Source organism: Bacillus sp. TSO22, from assembly GCF_020223595.1.
In the GTDB taxonomy this organism is placed as follows: domain Bacteria; phylum Bacillota; class Bacilli; order Bacillales; family Bacillaceae; genus Bacillus; species Bacillus inaquosorum.
In genome coordinates this window covers 460178-483203 of sequence record NZ_JAHAWO010000001.1, presented here as the reverse complement: position 1 = coordinate 483203, position 23026 = coordinate 460178, and the positions used below count along the sequence as shown (strand labels likewise).

Annotated in this window: 23 protein-coding genes and 11 pseudogenes; 13 read left to right on the top strand and 21 right to left on the bottom strand. The window is 35.9% G+C overall.

Going from position 1 to position 23026, the window contains the following annotated elements:
• Window positions 1-21: 21 nt before the first annotated feature.
• The 5 genes from KHQ79_RS02560 to KHQ79_RS02540 all read right to left on the bottom strand — a co-directional run bounded on the left by KHQ79_RS02560 (window position 22) and on the right by KHQ79_RS02540 (window position 2338).
• The gene (locus KHQ79_RS02560; protein WP_003237167.1) at window positions 22-579 is read right to left on the bottom strand and encodes a sulfurtransferase TusA family protein; all 558 of its coding nucleotides are present in this window, start codon (window positions 577-579) and stop codon (window positions 22-24) included.
• Between the two features lie 66 nt (window positions 580-645).
• The gene (locus tag KHQ79_RS02555) at window positions 646-1014 is read right to left on the bottom strand and encodes a rhodanese-like domain-containing protein (RefSeq protein WP_003237168.1); all 369 of its coding nucleotides are present in this window, start codon (window positions 1012-1014) and stop codon (window positions 646-648) included.
• A 43-nt stretch (window positions 1015-1057) separates the two neighbouring features.
• Window positions 1058-1540, bottom strand: coding sequence for a DsrE/DsrF/DrsH-like family protein (locus KHQ79_RS02550; protein WP_019258963.1), 483 nt, complete (start codon window positions 1538-1540; stop codon window positions 1058-1060).
• A 153-nt stretch (window positions 1541-1693) separates the two neighbouring features.
• Entirely contained in the window at window positions 1694-1954 is a 261-nt protein-coding gene (locus tag KHQ79_RS02545) for a metal-sensitive transcriptional regulator (protein ID WP_003237170.1), read from the bottom strand.
• Between the two features lie 18 nt (window positions 1955-1972).
• Window positions 1973-2338 (bottom strand): hypothetical protein, encoded by a 366-nt coding sequence (locus KHQ79_RS02540; RefSeq protein ID WP_019258964.1) that lies wholly within the window; start codon window positions 2336-2338, stop codon window positions 1973-1975.
• Window positions 2339-2507: 169 nt separating this feature from the next.
• Between KHQ79_RS02540 and KHQ79_RS02535 the strand changes: the two are divergent.
• Window positions 2508-2624, top strand: a pseudogene (locus KHQ79_RS02535) (suppressor of fused domain protein); the annotation flags it as partial.
• 34 nt (window positions 2625-2658) lie between these two features.
• A pseudogene (locus tag KHQ79_RS22360) lies at window positions 2659-2755 on the top strand (hypothetical protein); the annotation flags it as partial.
• Window positions 2756-2869: 114 nt separating this feature from the next.
• On the opposite strand, the pseudogene KHQ79_RS02530 reads toward KHQ79_RS22360, so the two are convergent.
• The 5 genes and pseudogenes from KHQ79_RS02530 to KHQ79_RS02510 all read right to left on the bottom strand — a co-directional run bounded on the left by KHQ79_RS02530 (window position 2870) and on the right by KHQ79_RS02510 (window position 7347).
• A pseudogene (locus KHQ79_RS02530) lies at window positions 2870-2999 on the bottom strand (hypothetical protein).
• 449 nt (window positions 3000-3448) lie between these two features.
• A complete protein-coding gene (locus KHQ79_RS02525; protein WP_032731893.1) occupies window positions 3449-4462 on the bottom strand; it encodes an NADP-dependent oxidoreductase in 1014 nt (337 codons plus the stop codon).
• A gap of 263 nt (window positions 4463-4725) precedes the next feature.
• Window positions 4726-5475, bottom strand: a complete 750-nt coding sequence (locus tag KHQ79_RS02520) for an SDR family NAD(P)-dependent oxidoreductase (protein WP_225514158.1) — start codon at window positions 5473-5475, stop codon at window positions 4726-4728.
• A gap of 59 nt (window positions 5476-5534) precedes the next feature.
• Window positions 5535-6110: a TetR/AcrR family transcriptional regulator gene (locus KHQ79_RS02515; RefSeq protein ID WP_003237173.1), complete on the bottom strand. Its 576-nt coding sequence runs from the start codon at window positions 6108-6110 to the stop codon at window positions 5535-5537.
• A 502-nt stretch (window positions 6111-6612) separates the two neighbouring features.
• Window positions 6613-7347 (bottom strand): NADPH-dependent F420 reductase, encoded by a 735-nt coding sequence (locus tag KHQ79_RS02510; RefSeq protein WP_225514157.1) that lies wholly within the window; start codon window positions 7345-7347, stop codon window positions 6613-6615.
• 230 nt (window positions 7348-7577) lie between these two features.
• On the opposite strand from KHQ79_RS02510, the gene KHQ79_RS02505 reads away from it, so the two are divergent.
• Window positions 7578-7937, top strand: coding sequence for a winged helix-turn-helix transcriptional regulator (locus KHQ79_RS02505; protein ID WP_133486812.1), 360 nt, complete (start codon window positions 7578-7580; stop codon window positions 7935-7937).
• A 394-nt stretch (window positions 7938-8331) separates the two neighbouring features.
• Window positions 8332-9072, top strand: a complete 741-nt coding sequence (gene nfsA, locus KHQ79_RS02500) for an oxygen-insensitive NADPH nitroreductase (RefSeq protein WP_225514156.1) — start codon at window positions 8332-8334, stop codon at window positions 9070-9072.
• 84 nt (window positions 9073-9156) lie between these two features.
• Here the strand turns inward: nfsA and KHQ79_RS02495 are convergent.
• Together KHQ79_RS02495 and KHQ79_RS22280 are read right to left on the bottom strand one after the other, a co-directional pair.
• Window positions 9157-9279: pseudogene (locus tag KHQ79_RS02495) on the bottom strand (recombinase family protein); the annotation flags it as partial.
• Window positions 9228-9416: pseudogene (locus tag KHQ79_RS22280) on the bottom strand (hypothetical protein). The pseudogenes KHQ79_RS02495 and KHQ79_RS22280, both read right to left, overlap by 52 nt.
• A gap of 360 nt (window positions 9417-9776) precedes the next feature.
• On the opposite strand from KHQ79_RS22280, the gene KHQ79_RS02485 reads away from it, so the two are divergent.
• The gene (locus KHQ79_RS02485) at window positions 9777-10226 is read left to right on the top strand and encodes a DUF1569 domain-containing protein (protein WP_003226084.1); all 450 of its coding nucleotides are present in this window, start codon (window positions 9777-9779) and stop codon (window positions 10224-10226) included.
• Window positions 10227-10864: 638 nt separating this feature from the next.
• Here KHQ79_RS02485 and KHQ79_RS02480 read toward each other — a convergent pair.
• A complete protein-coding gene (locus KHQ79_RS02480; protein ID WP_003237178.1) occupies window positions 10865-11992 on the bottom strand; it encodes a Rap family tetratricopeptide repeat protein in 1128 nt (375 codons plus the stop codon).
• 709 nt (window positions 11993-12701) lie between these two features.
• Here KHQ79_RS02480 and KHQ79_RS02475 point away from each other — a divergent pair.
• From KHQ79_RS02475 to KHQ79_RS02465, 3 genes and pseudogenes are all read left to right on the top strand, one after another.
• A pseudogene (locus KHQ79_RS02475) lies at window positions 12702-12831 on the top strand (phosphatase RapE inhibitor PhrE).
• 224 nt (window positions 12832-13055) lie between these two features.
• Window positions 13056-14939, top strand: coding sequence for a ribonuclease YeeF family protein (locus KHQ79_RS02470; protein WP_225514155.1), 1884 nt, complete (start codon window positions 13056-13058; stop codon window positions 14937-14939).
• A gap of 16 nt (window positions 14940-14955) precedes the next feature.
• Entirely contained in the window at window positions 14956-15246 is a 291-nt protein-coding gene (locus KHQ79_RS02465; RefSeq protein ID WP_003237183.1) for a contact-dependent growth inhibition system immunity protein, read from the top strand.
• A gap of 45 nt (window positions 15247-15291) precedes the next feature.
• Here the strand turns inward: KHQ79_RS02465 and KHQ79_RS22355 are convergent.
• Window positions 15292-15547 (bottom strand): annotated as a pseudogene (locus tag KHQ79_RS22355) (peptidoglycan-binding domain-containing protein); the annotation flags it as partial.
• A gap of 310 nt (window positions 15548-15857) precedes the next feature.
• Between KHQ79_RS22355 and KHQ79_RS02455 the strand changes: the two are divergent.
• A complete protein-coding gene (locus KHQ79_RS02455) occupies window positions 15858-16055 on the top strand; it encodes a hypothetical protein (RefSeq protein ID WP_003237189.1) in 198 nt (65 codons plus the stop codon).
• Window positions 16056-16538: 483 nt separating this feature from the next.
• On the opposite strand, the gene KHQ79_RS02450 is transcribed toward KHQ79_RS02455, so the two are convergent.
• The 6 genes and pseudogenes from KHQ79_RS02450 to KHQ79_RS02425 form a co-directional block, all read right to left on the bottom strand.
• Complete coding sequence (locus KHQ79_RS02450; RefSeq protein WP_225514263.1) at window positions 16539-17312, bottom strand: LysM peptidoglycan-binding domain-containing protein; 774 nt, start codon at window positions 17310-17312, stop codon at window positions 16539-16541.
• A gap of 3 nt (window positions 17313-17315) precedes the next feature.
• The gene (locus KHQ79_RS22275) at window positions 17316-17504 is read right to left on the bottom strand and encodes a hypothetical protein (RefSeq protein WP_225514154.1); all 189 of its coding nucleotides are present in this window, start codon (window positions 17502-17504) and stop codon (window positions 17316-17318) included.
• Between the two features lie 44 nt (window positions 17505-17548).
• Window positions 17549-17969: pseudogene (locus KHQ79_RS02440) on the bottom strand (phage holin family protein).
• 45 nt (window positions 17970-18014) lie between these two features.
• Window positions 18015-18623 (bottom strand): annotated as a pseudogene (locus KHQ79_RS02435) (phage portal protein); the annotation flags it as partial.
• Between the two features lie 259 nt (window positions 18624-18882).
• Window positions 18883-19281, bottom strand: a complete 399-nt coding sequence (locus KHQ79_RS02430; protein WP_225514153.1) for a hypothetical protein — start codon at window positions 19279-19281, stop codon at window positions 18883-18885.
• A 199-nt stretch (window positions 19282-19480) separates the two neighbouring features.
• A complete protein-coding gene (locus KHQ79_RS02425) occupies window positions 19481-19648 on the bottom strand; it encodes a hypothetical protein (protein ID WP_225514152.1) in 168 nt (55 codons plus the stop codon).
• A gap of 261 nt (window positions 19649-19909) precedes the next feature.
• Here KHQ79_RS02425 and KHQ79_RS02420 point away from each other — a divergent pair.
• The 4 genes and pseudogenes from KHQ79_RS02420 to KHQ79_RS02405 form a co-directional block, all read left to right on the top strand.
• Window positions 19910-20113, top strand: a pseudogene (locus KHQ79_RS02420) (ImmA/IrrE family metallo-endopeptidase); the annotation flags it as partial.
• Window positions 20108-20359, top strand: a pseudogene (gene sknR, locus KHQ79_RS02415) (transcriptional regulator SknR); the annotation flags it as partial. The pseudogenes KHQ79_RS02420 and sknR, both read left to right, overlap by 6 nt.
• A gap of 507 nt (window positions 20360-20866) precedes the next feature.
• A complete protein-coding gene (locus KHQ79_RS02410) occupies window positions 20867-21709 on the top strand; it encodes a sialate O-acetylesterase (RefSeq protein ID WP_014114503.1) in 843 nt (280 codons plus the stop codon).
• A complete protein-coding gene (locus tag KHQ79_RS02405; protein ID WP_225514262.1) occupies window positions 21706-22248 on the top strand; it encodes a PadR family transcriptional regulator in 543 nt (180 codons plus the stop codon). The genes KHQ79_RS02410 and KHQ79_RS02405 overlap by 4 nt, the downstream gene beginning before the upstream one ends.
• A 195-nt stretch (window positions 22249-22443) precedes the next feature.
• Here the strand turns inward: KHQ79_RS02405 and KHQ79_RS02400 are convergent, their stop codons facing one another.
• Entirely contained in the window at window positions 22444-22980 is a 537-nt protein-coding gene (locus tag KHQ79_RS02400; RefSeq protein ID WP_060399086.1) for an ATP-binding protein, read from the bottom strand.
• Window positions 22981-23026: the final 46 nt, after the last annotated feature.

Below are 23026 nucleotides of genomic sequence, written 5' to 3'. Positions count from 1 at the left end.
TTGTTATCACCCTTTTCTTATTTATTCTGTTTTACCTGTCCAATCACGCATACCAGGGACAACATTAATAACCTTTTTAAAACCTTGTTTTTTCATCGTTTGGGCTGCCATTTCACTTCTTCTTCCAGAATGGCAAATGATATAAATTTCATCATCTTTGTTTAACTCGTTAGAGCGCTTTTCCACTTCCCCAAGAGGGATATGCACAACTCCCGGGATATGAGCTTCTTCATACTCATCTAACTCCCGGACATCTAAAATGTTAAGAGACTCCTCACTTTCAACTTTCTGTTTGAAAGCTTCTAGTGAAACCTCAGGAATAGAAGGTGTGCTTTCTGATGAATGTTCTCCTCCTTTACGAAGAAAATGATGAAGTATTTCTCCCTCTGTTTCAGTACCTAGATATTCATGACCTGTGCTATTTGCCCATGCTTGCAAATCTGCCGTAGAGCCTTTATCTGTTGCTTCAATTTCTAGTATCTCACCAGCTTTTAAATCCTTAATTTTCTTCTTCGTTTTTACAATGGGCATTGGACACGTCAAACCTTTAGCGTCTAACACAATATTTGCCTTCACCATTTTTTTCCTCCTTTTTAAATAGGGGTGGGGGTATATAAATATACAAAAAAAATACTATCTAAGGTTTTATGACCATGTATTCATACCACCTTTAATATTTGTGATATTTTTAAATCCTTGTTTTTTCAATACCTTGCTCGCCTTTAGACTTCTCATTCCACTTTGACAAATAATAAAAACTTCTTTATCTTTCGAAAGTTGATTGGTTTGACGAAGCAGATTTGACAAGGGAATGTTTTTAAACCCTTGAATATGTCTTGTACGAAATTCATGAGGTGTTCGTACATCGATAAACTGTTTGCCTTTATTTTTAAGCTCTGACTTTAAATCAGCAGTTGTTATTTGTTTAACACCTTGCACTGGTAAAAAACGTCGAAATACAATCCAAAGTAAAAATAAAATAAGTAAGGTATTGATAAGTACGCCACTGTCCATAGTGTCCCCCCCCTTTCATTTATTGAATTTGCAATGGGTAACGTTAGATAAATAAGTTGACACTGCCTTCTTCAGCATCTGCCAAATAAGCTGCTACTCCAGCATAGTCGATATCATCTAATAGTTCTTTTTCCTGTAAACCAAGAAGATCCATTGTCATCGTACAAGCTACAAGCTTTACATCCTGTTCTTGAGCCGTCTCAATTAACTGAGGCAATGTCAGTGAATTATGCTTTTTCATCACATTTTTAATCATTTTAGGACCCATACCTGCAAAGTTCATTTTAGATAAACCCATCTTATCAGCACCGCGAGGCATCATTTTACCAAACATTTTTTCAAGAAACCCTTTTTTCACTGGAACAGGTTCTTCTTTACGCAAAGCGTTTAATCCCCAAAAAGTGTGGAAAATCGTCACTTCATGATCGTAGGCAGCAGCACCATTTGCAATAATATAGGCTGCCATTGCTTTATCATAATCCCCGCTAAATAAAACAATTGTTGTGCGTTTTGTTTGTTCTGTCATGTTTATTCTCCTAACCAATTACCCATGGGGGTATATCGAGATCAAAAAATTTTTTCGAAAGATCTGCTATTATTCAACTCATTAAATACCGGCAGGGGTATAATATAACACATATAAAAATTCGTCAACCTTAAATATAGGTTGATGAATTTTTTATCGACTCTTTACCAATAAGTCGACTGCTTCTTTTACTAAGTTTTGTGTGTCTTCGCCCTTTTCTAAACTTTCACGAACACAATGTTCAAGGTTTGTGCTCACAATTAAACCCATTGCTCGATCGATAGCATTACGTGAAGCTGCTAGTTGGGTCACAACCTCTCTACAATCTTTTCCTTGTTCCATCATAGTCAATACACCTTTAATTTGTCCTTCTATTCGGCGTAAGCGGTTTTTAATCTTTTGATCATACTCCATATATCGATGAAATCCTTTCTATAATTTATTTTTACATTTACATGTTGCCAATTCATAACTATTTACATGGATACCTTTGCTCTTCAGAAAACGCACTCCTAAATTTAATTCCACCCTATCATGGGCTATTATGTGTATTTTATCACGTGGAATCTCTAAATAAAAACGTTTTAGATACGCATATGGGATGTTTAAAATAATACCATCCGAAAAATTGGGTACATCGTTATAATGGCGAATATCTAATATTGTTATGTCCATGGTCTCTAATTTATCTTTATGGGTACAAGAGATTCCGGTTATAGGATAATAACGTCTATACGTTGCATGGATAATAACAAAAATAAGCAGAAATGCAACAACTAAATAATTGATACTAACCACACCACCTTATTAATCCCTTGTTATTCATAACGCAATAATATACCCTTATAGGTATATAGTCAAGTGTGAAAGCTAATTTCTTTGAGCTATTAATTAATTTTAACCTCTAAAGACTGAAAAACACTCACATTTCGCTAATGCCAATTCGATTAAAAGTAACTCAAATAAAGAAGAAACCGATATGAAACATGTTATGTTCGTTCCCCCATTTTTATGGGAGGAAGATTTAGAACTACTTGAATTTAGTAACAAAAATGTTACTTGGCTAATGGCTTTACCTATTTCAGGCAGAGGCCGGATCTAACATTCCGGCTTTCTCTATTTCATTAAAGTTTCTTTTTAAAAAAAATAGAGAAAGAATATATGAAAGAGTTATGAAAATCATTTTTTGTCATCGCCGATAAGCTCTCCGAGAAACAGATGACTTTACTTATAAGCCCTTTACTTGCATCCTCTCTCAAGCAATCCAAAGCCGGACGTTATAAAAGCTCGCACTAGAAACCCCTTCATAGCATGCTTCAACACACCTATTTATACAGGCCTCGATCTGGCTGTCGATGCTCGATCCCTGGATCTCCTTTCTATAAAGTTTTATTAAATAATGATAGCAATCGTTAATGCATTTTTCAGCTTGCGGTCCCTCGATGATGATTACCTTCATAAAATGCATCACCCCTTGGTAATGCTATGTAATAAGTGTTTGTCCTAATGAGATCATTTTCAATGAGTGTGAAAAATGCACTAAAAAAAACCGATAGTTAAAACCATCGGTTTTTATTGACATTTACTAATGCCTAAGTCCCCAATAAAGAGTTTTCTTTTATAACTAGGTAAATAACATGCCACTAGTGACATGTCTGTTAGAGAAAGCACCTGTCTCAATTTCATTCCAACATTTTCTATAAGAAACAATTGAAATGTCTAGTTCTCCATGTTTTATCATTACTGCTACAGGACTCCGGCTTGCTGAAGTTTTTCTATGATCTGACCTAGCTCTTTATCTTTTCCATTTCTTAATAGCAGATCTCGCGGTTTGTAACTTTATTATTGCCTTTCAAAATCCTTTACATAAATGATCTCAACTTTTTGACTGCTTTCTTCATATTCCCCTTAAAATTTAATAATCACTTTCCCTTTTGATCGCCCATTTGCGACTAGTTTTAGCGCTTCATTTACGTTGTCTATGGTAAATAGTGTTGGATGAATTGCTGGAACAATGTTGTTTTCTTCAATGATTTTTGTAATTTCTTTAAGTTGTGCGCCGTCAGAACGAACGAAGATAAAATGGTATTCCACGTTTTGTTTCTTGGCTTTGCGGTCATACTTTGCGCCAGCAAGGGAAAATAGCATTTGTTTCCACAATGGAAAATTTCGGTCCTTTCCAAAGCGTTTATTTGGTCCTGTACGGAGGGAGAGCAATCTTCCCCCCGGTTTGATAATACTCAATTCACTGTCAAATTCTTTAGGTCCCAGTGTATCAATCACGTAATCCACATTCAACAACAAGTCAACATAGTTTTCTGTTGAATAATCCAAATATTGATCTGCACCCATTTCCAAAATGCGTTCGCGCGCTTCTGAGCTACCGCTAACAATGACATTTAGGTCCATTGCCTTTGCGATTGGTACAGCCATTTGACCAAAACTGCCTGATCCACCTGGAATGAAAACAGATTTACCTGACTGTGCCTCAAGTTCTTCATGCAGACCTTGATACGCTGTGAGTCCAGCCAGTGGTGCAGCAGCGGCTTCCACGTAGGACAAATTTTTTGGCATGGGTGCAACTGCGGCAGCGTCAATTGCGGCATATTTCGCAAAAGCACCAATATTTTCTAGAGGGAGACGTGTATAGATGGCATCTCCTACATGAAATTCTGTCACATTTTTTCCGACTTTTTCGATAACACCTGTCAATTCATTACCAAGCGTTAATGGGAATTCATAATCTTGAATCAGTTTGACGCTGCCTGCAATAATTAACATTTCGAGTGGATTGACCGCCGCAGCTTTGACCTTTACCAAGACTTCGTTGTCATCGATTTCAGGAATTGGAATGTCATTGATTTGGGCATAGAGATCTTTAGAGTACTTGGTGATCTGAGCTGCTTTCATGAGTGTTTTCATTTTTTTATCAGCATCCTCTATCATATTACATTTATTAGGTTTTTACCTTTTTATATAATCGTTTAGGTGGAGGGGAATCTTACTTTAAGCGAAGTCTGACTTCCTATTTTATGATTAACCGGCCACCTAAACATTAGTGATTTTTAGAACGATCATTCTCAAATGATTAAATTTTTCAGAACCGATACTGTAAATAAATGTTTTTCATCTTCCTAATGTTAGTGATATAGAGCATCGTTATATAGGTTTAATAACTTGAAATATTACATCTCTAGAATCGGATAGATTTGATCTATTAATTGAAATTCATAGTTTTCGTCTACAATTCCTACTACTTGATTACTATCATAAAGCTTCATCATAAAACTCGCCACTTGCTCAACTGTGTGGTACATCGGGATATTTGCTTTGTAATCAAATTCTTTCGTATCAGATGCATTTTTCATGAATTCTGTTTCCGTGATTGCTGGTCCTAAAACTTTCACCTTCATTTTCGCACCTTTGCGTTCCAGTTCTTTTGCAAGCCCTTCTGTAAATGCACTAACAAAGTATTTAGATGCAGAATAAGTAATACTGCCAACAGCAATTGCATATCCGAGTGCTGATGATACGTTAATTAACTGAGTTCCCTCTACATCCGAATAATCACGTACAAATAGTGTAGAAAGAATCGTTAAGGATTCTACGTTGACACGTAACATGGTTTCCACTTTATCTAAATTCTGATCCGTGACAGAAGAAGATTCACCAAGCCCGGCATTATTAATCCAAGTCTCAATTTGATATTCCTTTAAATTGTCATACAGTGTATATGCCTGAGCTGTGATAGATAAGTCACTTGTACGAATAATAACATCCAAATCAGGATGAATATTCTGAATTGTTGATTTAAGCTCTTCTAATTTATCTAATCTTCTAGCTACAATAATTAAGTTTTTGCCGCGAGCAGCAAACGCTAATGCTGCCTCATATCCTATACCTGAGCTTGCTCCTGTAATAACTGTGTACTTCATATTATTCTCTCCTCGAAAACAAATTTTTTTAATTAGTTAACCCGTATAACAAAATAGATTCAGTCTAGTGTCGACAAAGTCAAATCAATAATGTTTTCTAATTTTCCCTTATCATTTGTCGTTTTTGCTAATACTCGTATCCCTACGAGTGAATTATGAATAAATTGAGAAAGCCCTTTGATGTCATAGTGTTTAGGAATTTCTCCTTGTTCTTGACCATGTTTTAGCAGATCAAATAATAATGCTTCCGCATTTATAAAAATCTCTGTAATTTTCTTAGCTACTTCTTCATCTATTAGGGATAATTCAACAGCTGCATTAACAGCTAAACATCCTTTTGGATGATTTTCTTTTGGGTAAATAACCATTTCAAATAATTTTCGTATAGCCTGCTTAACCGTTAATTCTGTTTTCACTTCATTCTTCATTCTTACTTCCATTATTTCTACATAGTGACATAAGGCTCGCATAAATAAAGTATGTTTGTCGCCAAATGTATCATAGATACTTCTGCGGTGAACGCCCATACGGTCCACCAAGTCTTGCATGGATGTTTTTTCATAACCCTGTTCCCAGAAAAGCTCCATTGCTTTTCTTAATGCTTTTTTTTCATCAAATTCTTTATTTCTAGCCATGTAATCCCACCTTAGAACGTATTACCTCTTTATACTGAGAAAGGACTGAGAATCATTGATGCATTCATCCCTCCCTCATTCTTAAATCATTAAAGAATGATCATTCTCATTTGAGTAGCAAAACAGTTAGATCTAACCTGTCTCAAGTATATCAAATTTGAGAACGATCGGTAAAGAATTTAGAACTTATTCATATGTTATGTATTTTAAGTCTTAAGGCAAAACTTTAAAATAATCAAAGAAGATTTAATAATCTCTGAAGCAAAAACAAAAAAGATACCAATATGATTTGGTATCTTCATCTAAACCGAGTCCCTCAACATAGTAAATCCTTATCACTGGTTATGAAAGCTTGTTTTCATTACACTCTTTTTACTCATTTGTCATCAATTCTATACGTTTATATCAATTATGGTAAAAAATGTTGAGCCAAAACAATAAACGTCTAACCTTTCATCTTTTATATGATTAATTTTTAATTTCTTCCTTTGATAGCTTGTTTTTATGAATTGTATATTTCTCTGTTTAGATTCACAACATCCTCGTGTAAAAATTCAACATCCTTTTTCTCTGCAAATATTTCCATCACTTTGTCGCGTAGTAATGGTGCTTTTTCTTTATTCGCCTTTTTCAACGCTTTCGTGAGTTCATCTTTTGTTAGCTCTGTGCAATAAGCAGGAGTTCCTGGCTGCTGTCTCCAAGAGTCACTTAAAGAACCACTGTCTACTGCATCGAAGCCTAACTCGGATACTACGTTCATAACTACTTGTTTTTGCGATGCGTCATTACCGGAAACTGCCATCGCGATTCGTTCACTAGAATCTGCGGATGTTCCTTCATTTTCTAAAGTATAGGCTAATAAGTTGTTGAACGCTTTAATGACAGGTCTGCCTAATTGATTTGAAACCCAAACACTTTCAACCATCCCGTTCTCGATTTCTTCAATTTTGTCGTCTCTAAAAGGATAATAATTTGAAGTATCTACAATGATTACTTCCTCTCCGACTTGATCGATGATGTTCCGAATGCTTGGCATTGCTTTTGTAGGAAGAGATATTATAAGAACATCAATATTTTTAATTGCATCCTCTACGCGCACAGGTGTTCCAGCAAGCTCTTTTCCTTCTACATATTCAATTCCCCTTGCATCTGCAATTTTGACATCATGCCCATTCTCAACTAATTTTTTAGAAATAATTGACCCAATTGTTCCTGCACCTATAATTCCGAATTTCACTATTTTTCCTCCTAAAGAATTTGTATATAAGAATAATTCTGCATAAAGTTACACAATTATGTGTTTACCAAATCGTAACCCTATAATCATTAGATATGAAAAACGAATTGAGTATTGAATATTTCTTTTACATATACTAGAATAAAACCATTTCTCATCTTTTTAAAGCGGGCAATTATAATTGCCGTAGTACATTTTTTTGTACTTAACAGTAGAAAGCAGGTGAAAAGGTGTCTAGAATATGTAAGGATGGATTTGACAAAGAGTGCATAAAGGAACATAGAGAAGTATATGGAATTGCCTATGCCCAAAATATGCTTTCAGGACGCTGGAAGTATATTATTCTTTGGTTTTTAAAAACAAAAGAACGTCGTTATAGCGAAATTAAAGCTTTTTTATGGGACATTTCACAAGGTTCTCTTACAAAACAGTTGAGAGAACTAGAAACAGATGGATTAATTAAGCGAGAGGTTTTTCCTGAGGTACCTCCACGTGTAGAGTATTCACTAACCTCAAAAGGGAAAGAATTCATTCCTATAATTGATTTGATGGAAGAGTTCGGGAAGAAGTTTGGGGAGCAGGTAGACTAATTATATGATAAGAGTTTGTGAAGAAATGTATTAAAGTAACGGGGCAAGAGTTAAAAGATCAGAAGCTGTCGAATGTGGCAGCTTTTTTTTACTAACTAAGCAGGATAACACAACAACAGCTTCCTTTTTTTAGGACATTAGCCGGCTTAATACTCTTTTGTTTGTTCCATTTACATTCTTTTTCAAATCCGTCTTAATAAAATCTTGCCATCTTTTTACCTGTTTTTTGCTATTAAGTACAAAAAAATGTACTACGGACATTTAAATTGCCCTCTTCATAAATTATGAGTAATGATTTTATTATAATCTATGCAAGCCATACTTAGTTTTCAAATAAGTATGACAAATTAGCCTTGAATCTAATTTTTAAGAAAGAAAGGAAGAATATCAATATATGAATACTACAATTGAATTACTTAGTAATCATGCATCCATACGTTCTTTTACAAATCAACCACTGACAGAGGAGCAACGAGAAGCAATCTTTAAGGCAGCTAATCAAACTTCATCTTTCAGCCTTCTTCAGGCCGTTTCTATCATTAGAATTACAAATCCAGATCTTCGAAAAAAAGTGATGGAGCTTTCTGCGAACCAGCCTTATATTGAAGAGGCAGCAGAGTTTTGGATTTTTTGTGCAGATTTTAACCGAAATCATCAAATCGCTCCCGATGTAGATCTTGAGTATATTGAATACCTTTTAATAGGTACATTTGATGCTGGGCTAATGGCTCAAAATGCTTTGACTGCAGCCGAATCAATGGGACTCGGTGGTGTATATATTGGCGGAATAAGACTTAATATTACAGAATTAACTGAGGTATTACATTTACCAAAACATGTGGTTCCTTTAGTAGGGCTATGCATAGGTCATCCTGCTGAAGAGAAACCTGGACTAAAACCACGCTTGCCTCAATCAATGGTCATGTTTGATAATCAGTATCAACCACTAGATAATGAAAAATTAGCAACCTATGATCAACGGATGCGTGAGTACTACCGAGATCGTCCTGTTAAAGCGCCTTTCACAGTGAAAAAAGTAAAGGGATGGAAAGATCATATTGAGGACCATCTCGAAAGAAGCAAACTCCCCTTCATGCTTGAGTATTTAAATAAACAGGGATTTGCTAAAAAATAAATTAGATATTTTTGCAATCCAAATAAAAGAGGAAGAGTTTTGACACTCTTCCTCTTTATGCACCAACTCGAACTGCGGCAATTTTGAATCCTTCCTTAAGCGATTCAAAGCCGGACGTTCCAAAAGCTCTCCAGAAAATCCTTCATCGGCATACTTCAGCACATCCTTAGAGGCCTCGAGCTGGCTGTCGATGCTCGATCCCTTGATCGTTTGTTCCTCGGTCGATACCCTTACATATATTTGCTATCACCCTGGATCTCCTTCCTATAAAGTTTTATTAAATAATGATAGCAATCGTTAATGCATTTGTCAGCTTGCGGTCCCTCGATGATTATCACCTTCATAAAATGCATCACCCCTTGGGTAATGCTATGTAATAACTGTTTGTCCTAATAAAGTGATTTTCAATGAGTATAAAAAAGCAGTAAAAAAGCTAACGGTTTTTCACTACACTCATTAGGTCCTCACATGGTAAATCCTCTCAGAATTTCCATTTCCCTCTCTTATGTCTCTTAAATTTTCACAGACAGATAAAAGGTTCAAAAGTTTAACTTAACAAGGTGATTACATCGGCAGAAATTTTAGGATATATTATACATATGAGTAAGAGGAAAAGGTTTTCCAGTACGAAATTTCATTTTGGGCTTGCTGGGTACACTAGGTATCATTTTATTAGCAGGTGTAGAATAGGGGGAGATGCATAAATGAAAAATATTTTTAATCAATTGCATTTAGAGGAAATTTTAAATCGTATTGACAAATTAAGCCCAATTTCCAAGCCCCAATGGGGTAAAATGGATGTTTCCCAAATGTTAGCACATTGCTCATCCTTTCAAGACATTGCAATGGGACTTTCTTTTCCAGCGAGAGGTTGGTTAGGAATATTAATAGGAAACTTTGTGAAACCAATTTTTTATAATGACAAGCCATTAGCCCAAAATATGTCCACGATTCCTGACATTTTGATTGTAGATGAAAAAGAATTTGAAACAGAGAAGGAAATACTGAAACAAAAAATTATAACTTTCCAAAATAATGGTCCAGAGAAGTGTACGACTCATCCACATCCTTTTTTCGGTAAACTGACTTCTGAGCAATGGGGAAAAGGGATATACAAGCACCTTGACCATCATTTGAAACAATTTGGAGTTTAGTTAGATTTAGAAATATAAATAAATGATGACCAAAGAGAACAGTAACGCAATGCTTTAACTGCTTAGAAATAAATAATCATCCTATTTTTAAAAAGAAAATTCTTCTTCAACTAAAGAGTGCTTTAGTGTTCAAACAAACACTTTGTCTATTATAAAGTAAATATATTAAACGTAAAAAGGAAGGGCCTAATCCCCTTCCTTTTTATGCACCAACTCGATCTTCAGCAATTTTGAAACCACCATTTGAAGCACTATCTTCATCTACTATAATGAGCTAATCCCCAAAAGCACTTAATCCTCCATCGAGAGATTTTCCCTGAGAAACAAAAAGTTATTGCGGTCTCACCGAAAATTTAAATTACGGTGCCGCCCTATTGCCTTTTCCTCTCCCAAAAAAATAAGGTTATGCCTCAAGTATTTAAAAGGGGATACTAATTATATCGCATTTGATTCAATTGTTTCTGTTGATATCAAATAAAAAAACCTCCATTTATGAAGGAGGTTTAGGGTAGTATTATCAAGTTTGAAGACGATCTGAAGCAATATGAAATGTGTTTTGAGTTTGGTTCTCTGTAAAGTCGGTACCGAAACCACATACTAAAACAAATGACAAACCCAGGATAATGCTTAACCTCTTTTTAAAAGTCATACAGGCATTCTCCCCTTTGAATTTGTGTTTGAGTTTCAACCATTTTCTGATGATAAACATAAGATGTTTCAAATTCTTTTGAGTTTGCATAAGCAGCTGCGGTCTCACAGGCAATGTCTTCAACATAAGAATAGTTCTTATTCTTCTCTAAGTATTCTATGGTTTGATTAACTCCATGTTGATCCACCGCATCGACGTAAAGAGCTTTTAAATAACCCTGTAATTTTGCAAAAAGCTCATCACCTTGATAAAGAGCTGCTGACAAACCTTTCTTACTTACTTGGATAGCTTCATTCATTTTTCCTTGTTTAAAAAGGATTTTTGCATAAGAAAATAAAGAATGTGGCAAGTTTGTGAGCTTTTCTTTTTCTGTTATCTCCACAGCTTGCTTCATGAATACTTCCGCTTGCTCGTAATCGCCACTGTCAGCAAAATTTGTGCCTAAATTATATAACGCAGAACTAATCAACCTCTTGTTATTCAATTCCCTAGATAACTCTAATGCTTTTTCAAGATGCGGCTGACTTTTTTCATAACGTTTAAAATCTATATAATTCCCTGAAATAACAAACATACATTGAACTTTCCGCACCTTATAAAGTTCATATTGATTATAAATATCCAATGCTTGTTTAACGTGATGCATAGACACATGACTTTGCTTCATACCATAATATGCTTCAGCTAACTTAAAATGAAACTCTGCCCTTTCGATCTCATCAGGGACATGTATAAGCTGCTTTTCGGCTTCTCTATAATAGTAGATAGCTTTCATGTATTGCTTCTTATCAAACTCGTACATCCCTCTGAAAAACAGAGAATAATACGACAAAAGACCAGATATGCCTTTATTTGAAGTCTCAATTTTTTCAAGAAGTTCGTCAATAGTTGGTCTTATGCGTGTTGTTACGGGTTCCAAATAATCTAACATGAGTTGATGACGGAATTTCATTAGGGAGAAGTAAATGAGTAAATACTCATCTTCCTCCATCCGTTGGATTTCTTGCTCCACCTCTGCCTTTAAAATCTCTGCATCCGGGACACTAAATTGACGTATCATTTTATACCATTCATTGATCTTTACGCCAACTTCTGACGATGATAAAACCGGATTCACAGGACCCCTCCTTTTATGTCTTTTTATGTAATATTCTAACATTTCCAAAAAGTGTTTGAACCGCAAAAAAACCGCAAACTTTTTATTCGGTTCGTTCATAATAAAAAAGCAGGCATTATGCCTGCTTTTTTGTAAGGACTCTATCAATTAAAAACATAAATAAACTGAATAACAAGGACATAACTAACATGTCGAGTATAGTAATCCCAGAATCTCTTTTTATTCCAAAAAACAAAATAGCTTGTAAAATTAAAGAGACCAGGAAAAACAATATGTACTTCATACTATTCATGTTAGAACATCTCCTTTACCTTTTTAATCACCGATATAATGAATTCTACTTCTAAGATAAATCAAAGGCCAAAAAATTATCACTTATATCTTGTTCAGCTTGTTCCTTTAACTGACCAATTTAGGTGCACCGGACTTGTTTTACCAGGTTGTTTCTATATGACTATCAATTTTTCGTTTTCCCGTTCTTTATAACGGTAAAGAAGGTTATTCAAGTACTTTTATAAAATTGGCTATTCACGCATTTTATCTGTTGCACCTTACTGTGATAATCCTCATTAAAGAATTACTTATAGTATAATACTATTCACAAACATTCTGAAAATGTTTTCATCATAAAAGATGCAACATGATATGCGCAGACCGAACAGCAGTAGGACTATCCTTCCAAAAAGATAGTGTATATACTAAAAAGCAAATATCTAAATTGTTTATCATTTATCCGCCGTTTTAATCGGACTTGCCTTTTTCGGATCTATGTCTAAGGCGAAATGGAGGAAGCATCCCGGAATGTAACTCCCGCACCTACTCATGAATTCCTTGTTTGATTCGATAAACAACATTAGTTGTAATTCCCTTTAGCCGTTTTAATAACGGCTTTTTCTTATTTTAGCCATGAAAAGCATTTCACAAAAGCTGGTCAAACCCCAAAAACTAGATCAAAAGACACAGATCGAATGATTCATTTCCACCATTTGATCCACATAACAGTTAGTTTCATCATTCTTCCATGGTAATATTTTGTTATACGATTAAATGAGAGGGTATGATTATGAAAGTCTTTGAAGCTAAATCACTTATGTCTGAAGCTACAGACCGCGCCAAAGAATATAAAGATCTAAGGACGCAAATGGTCAACTTGAGAAAAGCTTTACAAAGCGTCGCTGAACTGGACGACAGCGAATTCTCAGGTAAAGGTGCTAATAACATTAAAGCATTCTATCACGATCATGTTGGTGTCACTGATCAATGGATCGACTACATTGATATGAAAATCGCATTTTTTAATAGCATTGCCGGAGCTGTAGAGGACAAAGGTCTCTCTGATGCTTATATTGAAGAGTCTTTTTTAGAACATGAACTGGCTAACGCCCATAAAAAATCAAAGTCCATCATGTCTGAACAGAAAAAGGCCATGAAAGATATCCTTAACGATATTGACGACATCCTCCCGCTCGACCTGTTTTCAACAGAAACCTTCAAGGATGAGCTTGCGGATGCCAATGACAAACGCAAAAAAACAATTGAAAAACTAGGTGACCTTGACGAAGATTTACTGACAGAATATGCCCTATCAGAACCAAATGAACAATTCATCAAGTCAGATTTCCAAAAGCTCCAAGAAGCAACGGGCAAAGGCAAAAATGCTACGCCCATCCACTACAACGCTAAGGCGTACCGTGAGAGTGATATACATAAGAAAAAAGGTGATATTGAGAAACAGACTGAAGCCTATTTGAAGATTAAGAAAGAAGAAGCGAAGGAACGAGAGATAAAAGACTTAAAGAAAAAGCTTGCGAATGGTGTCTCAGATCCGGATGAGTATTTAGAAATTGCGAAGAAAATCGGATATGAGAACCTTGAACCTGCACAGTTACAGTATGTGGTGCAGCTAGAACAAGCAAAACAGCTGAAGTCCGTCGGTGAAAGTGTAATCAATGCAGGTAAAACGGCATTGGATATCATCGATGGGGTTAATGATGGGCTTAACGATGCGATTGATGATACGATATATGGCATCAAGGACTTGGTTGTAGGCGCATGGGAATTTTCACAGCTTCCTATGGAACTAAAACTTGCAAAAACAATTACAACAGTCTTAAGTGTCCCCTCCTACCCTAAAATAATTTGGACAAACATCGTCGATTCATGGAATGATAAAATGATAAATGGCGATGCATATACAAGAGCACATTATATCAGTTATGCGGTCGGTAATATCGTTGGTCCAAAAGGTGCAGGTGCTGCAGTGCAAACCACTACTAAGCTTTCTAAAGTAGGTAAAGTGGTTGAAGGTGGAACAGCTGCTGCTCATGTCAATAAAGGGATAAACAAAGGCAAAGCTTACATCAATTCTATTGTGAGAAATAAGAATGATCTTGCACTTGTCGGGATTGCCCAAGACATCGATAATACGTATAACTCAAAAAACACTCCTCTACTAAAAAGTATTATTGAAGATAAAAAAGAGAGTGTACTTAGAAAATCTGAGACTTCTAACAACATGGGTATAGGTAATGTCAAGCAAGGTGATAGTACCCCTCTCGCACCTGGTGGAGGATTAGCTGCTCATGAGGCAAAAGGCGGGCATCTTATAGAAAGACATGTTGGGAAAACAGACGAAGAATTAATAGAAAGACTGAGAACTGATCCTAACCCACATATTACAGCTTCATCTACTTTTAAAGATAGGGCTACGGCTGAGAGAATTGCTAATTCAGTTTTAAACGATCCAAAAAATATAAAGAAAATCGAAAATTGGATTGATGATCCTAAAAAACCTAAATTAATGTTAAGATACAAGGGCGATGGAGAAATAATCGGCAGAAGTGTATCAAGAAATTCAGAACTAGTAGAAAACGTTACAAACGCAAAAATTATACTCAAAAAAGATAACAACGGTAACTTTATTCTTACAGGATATCCAACCAAATAGAAAGAGAGGAAGTATCATGGATGAAAGTTATGATTTCTTAGACGAATTAGAAAATTTTTTAGGTGCAACATTTCATCAAGATATCCGATCCCCTGAACACGCATTAGATGAATTTATTGAGGAAATTAGTAAAGAAGGTTTGCTATTTACAGTAAAGTACTGCGAAGAGTTTCTAAATAGCGATCTAACTAAAGAAGAAAAGGAAGACATTATAAAGTGTAATGCAGAAATATATTTCCCGACAATTGGATTACCACCTATAGAATGGTTGAAAAGTGTAATAGAACAACTAAAAGAAGCTATTTAAAAGAAACACTGAAAGGCCCCCATTTTATGAGAGGGCCTTTTTATATTACTTCAATTTCGCTTCAATTTTCGCTTTAGTCTTAGGACCATAAATGCCATCTGCTTTTAAACCATTCATCAGCTGAAATCGTCTAACTGCATCTGCTGTTTTCGGACCATATACACCGTCAATGCCGTTATTCTTCGCCCCTTTGTCTGGGTAAAAATAAAGAGCCACCAACGCTTTCTGAATCTGCCTTACGTCGTCTCCTTTTCGCATCGGGCTTGTCACTTTAATAGACGCCAGCAGGCAGCGCGTAAGACGTTTTTTTGCTGCTTGAGTTTGTTGTTTTCTTTTTAGCTGCACTTGCACTTGTTTTACTTGAGCTTGTTTTCCCACCTTACGCCTTTAATTCTTTTTCAATGGTAGCTTTAACTTAATTCCATGTTCCTCTTACACCAATCGACTTACGGTTCCCTGTGCCGTTTGTGCCGTCTCAGTGCGCCCGCTTATTCAACAATCATTTTCACCTAAATGCTTTTGTTTCGAACTGTGCAAAAAAATTACTTTGTACAAATCCACGCACCATTTTAACAGTAAAGTAATACTTTATAAAAAATGGAGGAAAAATCATGAAAGATAACCAATATGAGGATTATATTATTGGGACTGTTATTTCGTTATTAGACATTCTAGTGATCATCCAAAGTAAAGATAATCAAATTTTAAAAATTGTACTTGTTGTCCTTTTAAATACGGTTACAAAAGATCATTTAATACGCATTTTATTAGTTTTGTTGACTATTATCTGGAGTGAGGTTTCAGAGTAGAAAGCAGACCAGATAGTGTACTATTTGTGCGATTTTTGCCATCCTAAGCTTCTTGCACAAACATGCCCCGTTAATTGAATAACAAAAGAGCCTACAGTAGCAAACAAGGCTTTAACTCGTAGGTCGTGCGGCTTGGGTCTAATAAGCCTCATGGGATTCTTATTAAAATAAACTGTATAAAATAACTGCTCACTTAGGCTATTTATATAGATATGACATTTATGTACAAATGATTTTTATATAATAACTCATGGTACTGGTGAGGAATTATTTTATTAATAACGTACACACAAGTTTTCAAATATACCTAGGCTTCGTAATGTAGTTCTCATTGTCAAAAGGTTATTTTATGGAGTGTAATAGCATTGGAGATATAAAAAATAATCACCTCCTACTTAGAACATAATATACAAGCAGGAGTGACATATAAAGAAAAAGGAGACAGGTATAAATGGTATTTTGCCGCCCTATTCTTCCTCTTAATTATTTCAAGAGAGATTCAATTTTCGCTCTCGTCATAGGTCCATAAATACCGTCCGCTTTCAGACCATTTACTGACTGGAACCGTTCAACCGGATTTGCTGTTTTCGGTCCATAAACACCATCTATACCGTTATTCTTTGCCCCTTTATCCGGGTAGAAGTATAGAGCTGCCAGCGCTTTCTGAATCTCTGTAACAGACGAGCCTTTCATCATTGGGCTTGTCACTTTAAAGACACCAGAAGGCAAGGAGTATGATGATTTTTTACTGCTTGTTTTAGTGCTGGAAGAATTTGAGCCTTTCAGTTTCAACTTTTGGCCAACTGTGATTTTATTTGGATCCTTAATGTTATTCCAGCTCTGGAGGTTTGCCACACTTACCCCTTCCGACTTTGCAATTCCGGAAAGAGTATCGCCTTTTTTGACTGTGTAAGTCGATCCTGAAGAGCTACTTGAAGAACTATTAGTCTTCCCTCCCAAGGCCTTTAGTTCTTTTTCAATTGCAGCTTTTACCGCATTCCACCTGGTCTCTGACAAAATACGATGTGGGCAGTACTTCCCGTTCCCGTCTTGATGCTTGCGGACACGATCAATGCCCCAGCCGCGTTCTTTAAGTAGCTGCGCCACAAACTTAATAGCGAGTTTTTCCGCTGCCTTATATCGTGCGCCTCCAGACTTGCTATAACAAATTTCGACACCAATCGACTTACGATTCCCTGTACCGTTTGTTCCATCTCCTGTGTGCCAAGCATTACGATTCGTTGGAATACCTTGAATGACTTACTTATCGTCTACTGCAAAGTGAAAGCTCGTTGAGCTAGAGTTATTCTTCATATATGAAATTTCATTGGCTGCTGAAGCATCATTCGCAGTGTTGTGAATAGTGATGTATTCAGCTTTCATAGGGTTAGGACATTTCAATCCATATTTCGATTTAGAGACTAGATTCTTAACAACTTTAATGGCCATATACCCTCTCTCCTTCTGTCTGTATAATAAAAAAAGCCACTGGCTTAGCCAGCAGCTTTGTCTGCGTTATTCTTACTCTGTTCTTTTTCGTTCTCAATTGTTTGTAATCGATCTGTTATCGTTGAAGGGATTATACACCGATCTGTACTAAGTTTTCAGTTATTGACAAACCTTCATTAGCGATATAAAAAAGAACGGTACCAAAGGTTAGGACACCGTTCAAATTGAGGACTGTATCAACAACGTTTGCTAAAATGACTGCAAAGAAATTGGTAGCTTGCGGACATAGCCAAACCATGCGCTCCGGCTTCGCAGTTTTTTGAATTTCCATGCCTTAATTACTCCTGTTAAAACGTCAATTATGCTAAGTACTAGAAGTAAATCAAGGTACTTCACCCCTCCAAATAAATATACTCTTGCTAAATCTAATGTTTCAAAATTGATAAACAAACTTGTCTCCTCCATTTCTAATCACCTCCTCAGAGGCAAATAAAAAGGGACAGCCGGATCTTATGAGACGGCCGTCCCTCTAACTGAAAAGTTACCATTTGTTAAAGCTGTTAGCTCCATAACAATTTCTTTAAAACCAGTAATGTTAAAAGTCCAAGCTTCTGATTTCCCTTTTGTGCTAGTGGCAAATGTTCCGTCATCTACTTTCTGCCCTTTAAGGGCTCTTTTTGTTCCCGATAAGGATTTACCCCAGAACACCAACTCACTTGTCTCAGCCGTTCCATAAACCTCAATGAGTAACGTTTTGAATGATCCAACGGTGAATTGGTTACCCTCACCTATGGTTTCTGTTTTATCGTGAAAGACAATATCCATTGTTTTTGCTTGAGTGTCTAATGAGCTAAGATTCAGGCCTTCAGTTTGAACTTTTAAACGACCATCATTAGTTAACCCACTTTTATCTAACTGGACTGAGAACGGAGCAACTGCTTTAATAGGAACAGTGTGGTTAATGTTTATATCCTCTTCACCTGCGCCCAATGACTGGTATAGTAAAAATTCAGATTGCTGCAGGTTACCATTTGCGTATCTGAAACGGAAATAGCGTTTAGTTAAATGAACCCATTCAGTCTCGCCAAGTGTATTTGCTTTAACAACCAATGAAGAGACTGCGTTGGTTTTACCGCTTCAATTGTTGTCTTATTCAAACCAAAGTTGAGCAGTGTTTTACTTTTTATTTCAGGGATTGGAGGACTTATATACATTGAGTTCTACTTAATACCAGCTATACTTATGACCATCCCTGGAATCATGGTATTTCTAAGGAAAGAAAAAATCGCTCCTAAATCAGTTTGAACCTGAACATAAAAGAACCGCGACTTGCGGTTCTTTTAGTGTATATTCCTATTTTAAATAAACTGATTCATTATTATTGGACAGTACCATAATCAAAATCAATATCTTTCTTGTCTAAATCCCCCTTAAAATTTTTAGCAAAAGTCATGGTTAAATGTACGCTTTTATCTATCCACCAAGTTCCATCATCGGTATTCGTATCCCAAGTAACCTCTATATCTCTGCCGAAATTCTCAAAAAACACCAAATTCCCAACAGCTACTGTTTTTCCGTTGATCTTGTAATATATTAAAACAATTTTCTTATCGAATATACCTGTCCCGTGCTTTACGATTGTTAAACTATAAGGCTTATTAGGACATTGCTCTTCAAGTATAACTTCAGGATTTAAAAATAAAACATAACAGATGAATAAAATTGGCACAATCATTAACCTTTTTAGTAATTTTTTATTGATATTAAACCCCTCCAACAAGAAAACTCCGTTTAACAATACATTTCATTTGGGATACACCCCCATCATTTGAACGTACTTCCTATGAAAAATGATTTTTGAACCTCATAGAAACCCTTACATGACAAGGGTTTTTGTTGTTTTTCTTATTTATATTTTTATTTATGTTCTCATATAAAAAAAGAGCGTTTATTGTGAGGAAAAAGGGATCTTCTTGTTAAAAACCTTGTAAGGTGTAAGTGAAAAAAATAAACAATACAATTATCGTTACGACAATAATTGTTTCTTTAATATAATTTTTATCATCTTCATGCTCTTGTTTCTTTTTTTTTATCTCTTCTCTATATTTTCTTTGAACCTCTTTCATCTTTTCATTCATTTTCATGATTAAACTCCTTTGAAGTCCATTTGGTTTACATGCCCCTTTCACTTGCAATTTTAATACTTTACAAATAATTACACCAGCAAAAAAAGGATTAGCAATGCTTTACACTCAATGGTGCAGCTCTTTAAGTACGGCAGTGGGCTCTCTTTTATTATATTCCATCACCTTTAGACGCATTTTCCTATGAAAAAAGTCGTGGTTTTCCTATAATATTTAACGAATCCAATTTTTAGATTATCGTCTTTAAGGAGGTTTTTCATTTTGAGGTATACAAACAGTCATTTAGAGGATTGGATTGAAAACTTATACAGGAAGATTGATATTACAGAGCCTGAACAAATTAATTTTGAACGTATTGCCGAGTCATTAGATATCAGGCTTTCATTTAAACCTGTTACAAGCTTCGCACTTAAACACAGCGGAATTTATAATATATGCTTGGACAGCCGAAAAAGCCGATATGAACTAGGTAGTCGTGAGCCTGACTATAAAACCTTAATTAATATTTCAAACATACTTGATGTTTCTTTGGATTATCTTCTTAAAGGAGAAAGCAATGAAAAAGAATTCCAAGATCAAGCGAAAAAAGTATTAAACGATCCTGAAACTTTCCTTGCAGCAAAAGACGGTGAGGTAACAGATGAGATCTTACAGGCTGCTTTGGAGATTATAACGGAGCAATTAAAAGAAAGACGGAAATCAGATAAATAAACGCCGTTTGTTTATTATTTATTTCTGTTTATTATGTTTAATTCTGTTTACTAATAAGATTTAGATTCTCATTTATATTTCAATCATATCCTCATTTATAATGTGATTTTTGAACCCCTTAGAAACCCTTACAAGACAAGGGTTTTTGTTGTTTTTCTCATTTATATTTTCATTATTTATCAAGACCTAAATCAAAAAAAGTCATAAAAAATAAGGAGTTATACATTTTTTACATGACTAATATGTATAACTCCTTTAGTTCTTGTTCAATAATCGCGCCCGATTGGGGAAGATCGTTATTGAACTAAAGCCCCCGCCCCCGATAGTTGAATAAGAAAAAGCAAAAGAACTTGCTATTTCTCAAATACATCCACCAAGTTTTCAATGCTAGTTTGTTTTTCATACATACTAATAAAAAAATAAAACCTTGTTAAAGCTTTACAAGACAAACTGAATTGACTATAGTCTAATTAGACCAAAATATTGATGTAAAGAAGTGAAAATTAGATGATAAAGTCTTTTTTAATGTTGGGGCAGTCGAATATGGCGGGCCGTGGATTTTTGAATGAAGTAGACCCTATCTATAATGAAAAAATAAAAATGCTGCGCAATGGACAGTGGCAGATGATGACAGAGCCGATTAATTACGACCGTCCGGTTTCCGGCGTTGGCCTGGCGGCATCTTTTGCAGATGCATGGTCGAAAGCTCATCCCGATGAAGAAATTGGCTTGATCCCTTGTGCGGAAGGTGGCAGTTCATTGAATGACTGGCATCCGGAAGGCATCCTTTTTCAGCATGCTTTGTCCGAAGCCCGCTTCGCCCTCCGGTCCAGCCAAATTTGTGGAATCCTTTGGCACCAGGGTGAGAGTGACAGTTATCGTTCGCTACATGAAACTTATTACGAGAAATTAACCCTTATCATCGAGACGCTAAGAAACGAATTGAAACTTGATGAGGTACCGTTGATTATTGGAGGGCTTGGTGACTTTCTTGGGAAGACCGGTTTTGGACAGCACGCGACTGAATTTCGACAGGTTAATGAACAATTGCTGCGTTTTGCTAATGAACAACAGAATTGTTATTTTGTTACTGCAGCAGGTTTGACTGCGAATCCTGATGGCATTCATTTAGACGCAGCTTCACAACGCAAATTCGGTTACCGCTATTTCGAGGCTTTTTCCAAAAAGCACCATATCCTGAAACCCATTTCGGGAGAGGAGCAATCACTGAAAGTGAATGGTGACTATTCTAAAACAGAACAGATTTACCTTCATAGTATGGATTTGGCTTCGGGTAAAATCACGTACGCGGAATTTGAGGCGCGGATGGCGAAGGTGATGAAACCATAATTCCCTTACTTATCCTTGGCTTGCTAATCCAAAACCCCGGAGCTCACGGCTATGAACTTTTGGCCTTAATGGAAAAACGTCATTACAAATACATTGTTAACTTCACGAAAGGTTCATTTTATTACAATCTGCAGCAACTTGAAGAAAAGTGTTTTATTGAACAGATTCAGCAGAAACCCTCAACCAGTGGGCGTGAAATCCGTAACTTTAAAGTCACAGAATCGGGAAGGGCAGAATTCGAAAAATTAATGATCAAATACGGCACCAAATCGGAATATGTGAACCTGCAATTTTATGGGGCGTTACTCTTTGCCGATGAATTCGACAAAAATAAATTACTGGATCTGATCCAATCACAAATCGATCAGACTAAAACTCGAATCGAGCTCCTTGATGAATATCTGTCCATCACTCAAGAAACTCCCGGCACAATCAATTACTTTCGCCGTATGAACGAAAATTCCCGTTCGCATCACTTGGTTAATTTAGAGTGGTTTGAAAAATTGAAAACAGAAATAGAATCAACTATTGCAGAATAAAAAAATGCAAAGTTAAATATAAGAATATTAGTTACCTAAATATAAAACCTGTGTCGTAGATATCTAGTAACATCTTTGATACAGGTTTTATACTCCTTCTTTAATTAAACCAGTAATAGGGTTGTCAACACTTGCCCCCAACAAGAGCAAGCGAATCTGCTGCGTGTTCTTCTTTTTCAATCACTAGCCGTTAGTTTAATTAGAATTCAAAAAATCCAAGACACGGTCAACTCTTTCATTGACTGAGCAATCGCCTTCAATTTTTAACACTGGACAAGATAAATCTTCCATCCAATGTTCATGCAAAGCTTTACTTCTAACTTCCATTCCAGCATTATCATATAAAGAAGCCCACTCTAAAAATGCTTTTGATTGTTCATATTTACTGCCACCGGCTAACACTTCATTTCCATAACGCTGAAATTCCCTATGCCTTAATCTCTCAAGCCGTATTTCCTGTGGAATCCATAAGAAGACGACAAGGTCAAAATAACTTTTTAGATTATCGTCCCAGCCACACACTGCACCAGAAAGAATCCATTTCTCATTTATTGTTAAGTCTTTTTCAAGCAACTTTCTTCTTTCAGGAATTTCTCTTTTTTTAGTGAATTTATCTAACCAATAGTAATTATCAGTATCAAGATGCGTATGAGGCAAACACTTTGACAATGCAGCACCCAATGTTGAAGTTCCGACACCAGAGGCTCCCAATATGTGAATATTTTTTTTCATACTTCCCCCTCTTTATTAAGCAACCAAACTCCCTGTTTGTTGCATA

Coding starts and splice junctions, on each gene's coding strand:
- KHQ79_RS02465 (WP_003237183.1), top strand. CDS start 14,956: ATGGATGAAAGTTATGATTTCTTAGACGAATTAGAAAATTTTTTAGGT.
- KHQ79_RS02515 (WP_003237173.1), bottom strand. CDS start 6,110: ATGGCTAGAAATAAAGAATTTGATGAAAAAAAAGCATTAAGAAAAGCA.
- KHQ79_RS22275 (WP_225514154.1), bottom strand. CDS start 17,504: ATGGCCATTAAAGTTGTTAAGAATCTAGTCTCTAAATCGAAATATGGA.
- KHQ79_RS02455 (WP_003237189.1), top strand. CDS start 15,858: ATGAAAGATAACCAATATGAGGATTATATTATTGGGACTGTTATTTCG.
- KHQ79_RS02520 (WP_225514158.1), bottom strand. CDS start 5,475: ATGAAGTACACAGTTATTACAGGAGCAAGCTCAGGTATAGGATATGAG.
- KHQ79_RS02560 (WP_003237167.1), bottom strand. CDS start 579: ATGGTGAAGGCAAATATTGTGTTAGACGCTAAAGGTTTGACGTGTCCA.
- KHQ79_RS02470 (WP_225514155.1), top strand. CDS start 13,056: ATGAAAGTCTTTGAAGCTAAATCACTTATGTCTGAAGCTACAGACCGC.
- KHQ79_RS02410 (WP_014114503.1), top strand. CDS start 20,867: ATGATAAAGTCTTTTTTAATGTTGGGGCAGTCGAATATGGCGGGCCGT.
- KHQ79_RS02425 (WP_225514152.1), bottom strand. CDS start 19,648: ATGAAAATGAATGAAAAGATGAAAGAGGTTCAAAGAAAATATAGAGAA.
- KHQ79_RS02525 (WP_032731893.1), bottom strand. CDS start 4,462: ATGAAAACACTCATGAAAGCAGCTCAGATCACCAAGTACTCTAAAGAT.
- KHQ79_RS02400 (WP_060399086.1), bottom strand. CDS start 22,980: ATGAAAAAAAATATTCACATATTGGGAGCCTCTGGTGTCGGAACTTCA.
- KHQ79_RS02545 (WP_003237170.1), bottom strand. CDS start 1,954: ATGGAGTATGATCAAAAGATTAAAAACCGCTTACGCCGAATAGAAGGA.
- nfsA (WP_225514156.1), top strand. CDS start 8,332: ATGAATACTACAATTGAATTACTTAGTAATCATGCATCCATACGTTCT.
- KHQ79_RS02550 (WP_019258963.1), bottom strand. CDS start 1,540: ATGACAGAACAAACAAAACGCACAACAATTGTTTTATTTAGCGGGGAT.
- KHQ79_RS02485 (WP_003226084.1), top strand. CDS start 9,777: ATGAAAAATATTTTTAATCAATTGCATTTAGAGGAAATTTTAAATCGT.
- KHQ79_RS02555 (WP_003237168.1), bottom strand. CDS start 1,014: ATGGACAGTGGCGTACTTATCAATACCTTACTTATTTTATTTTTACTT.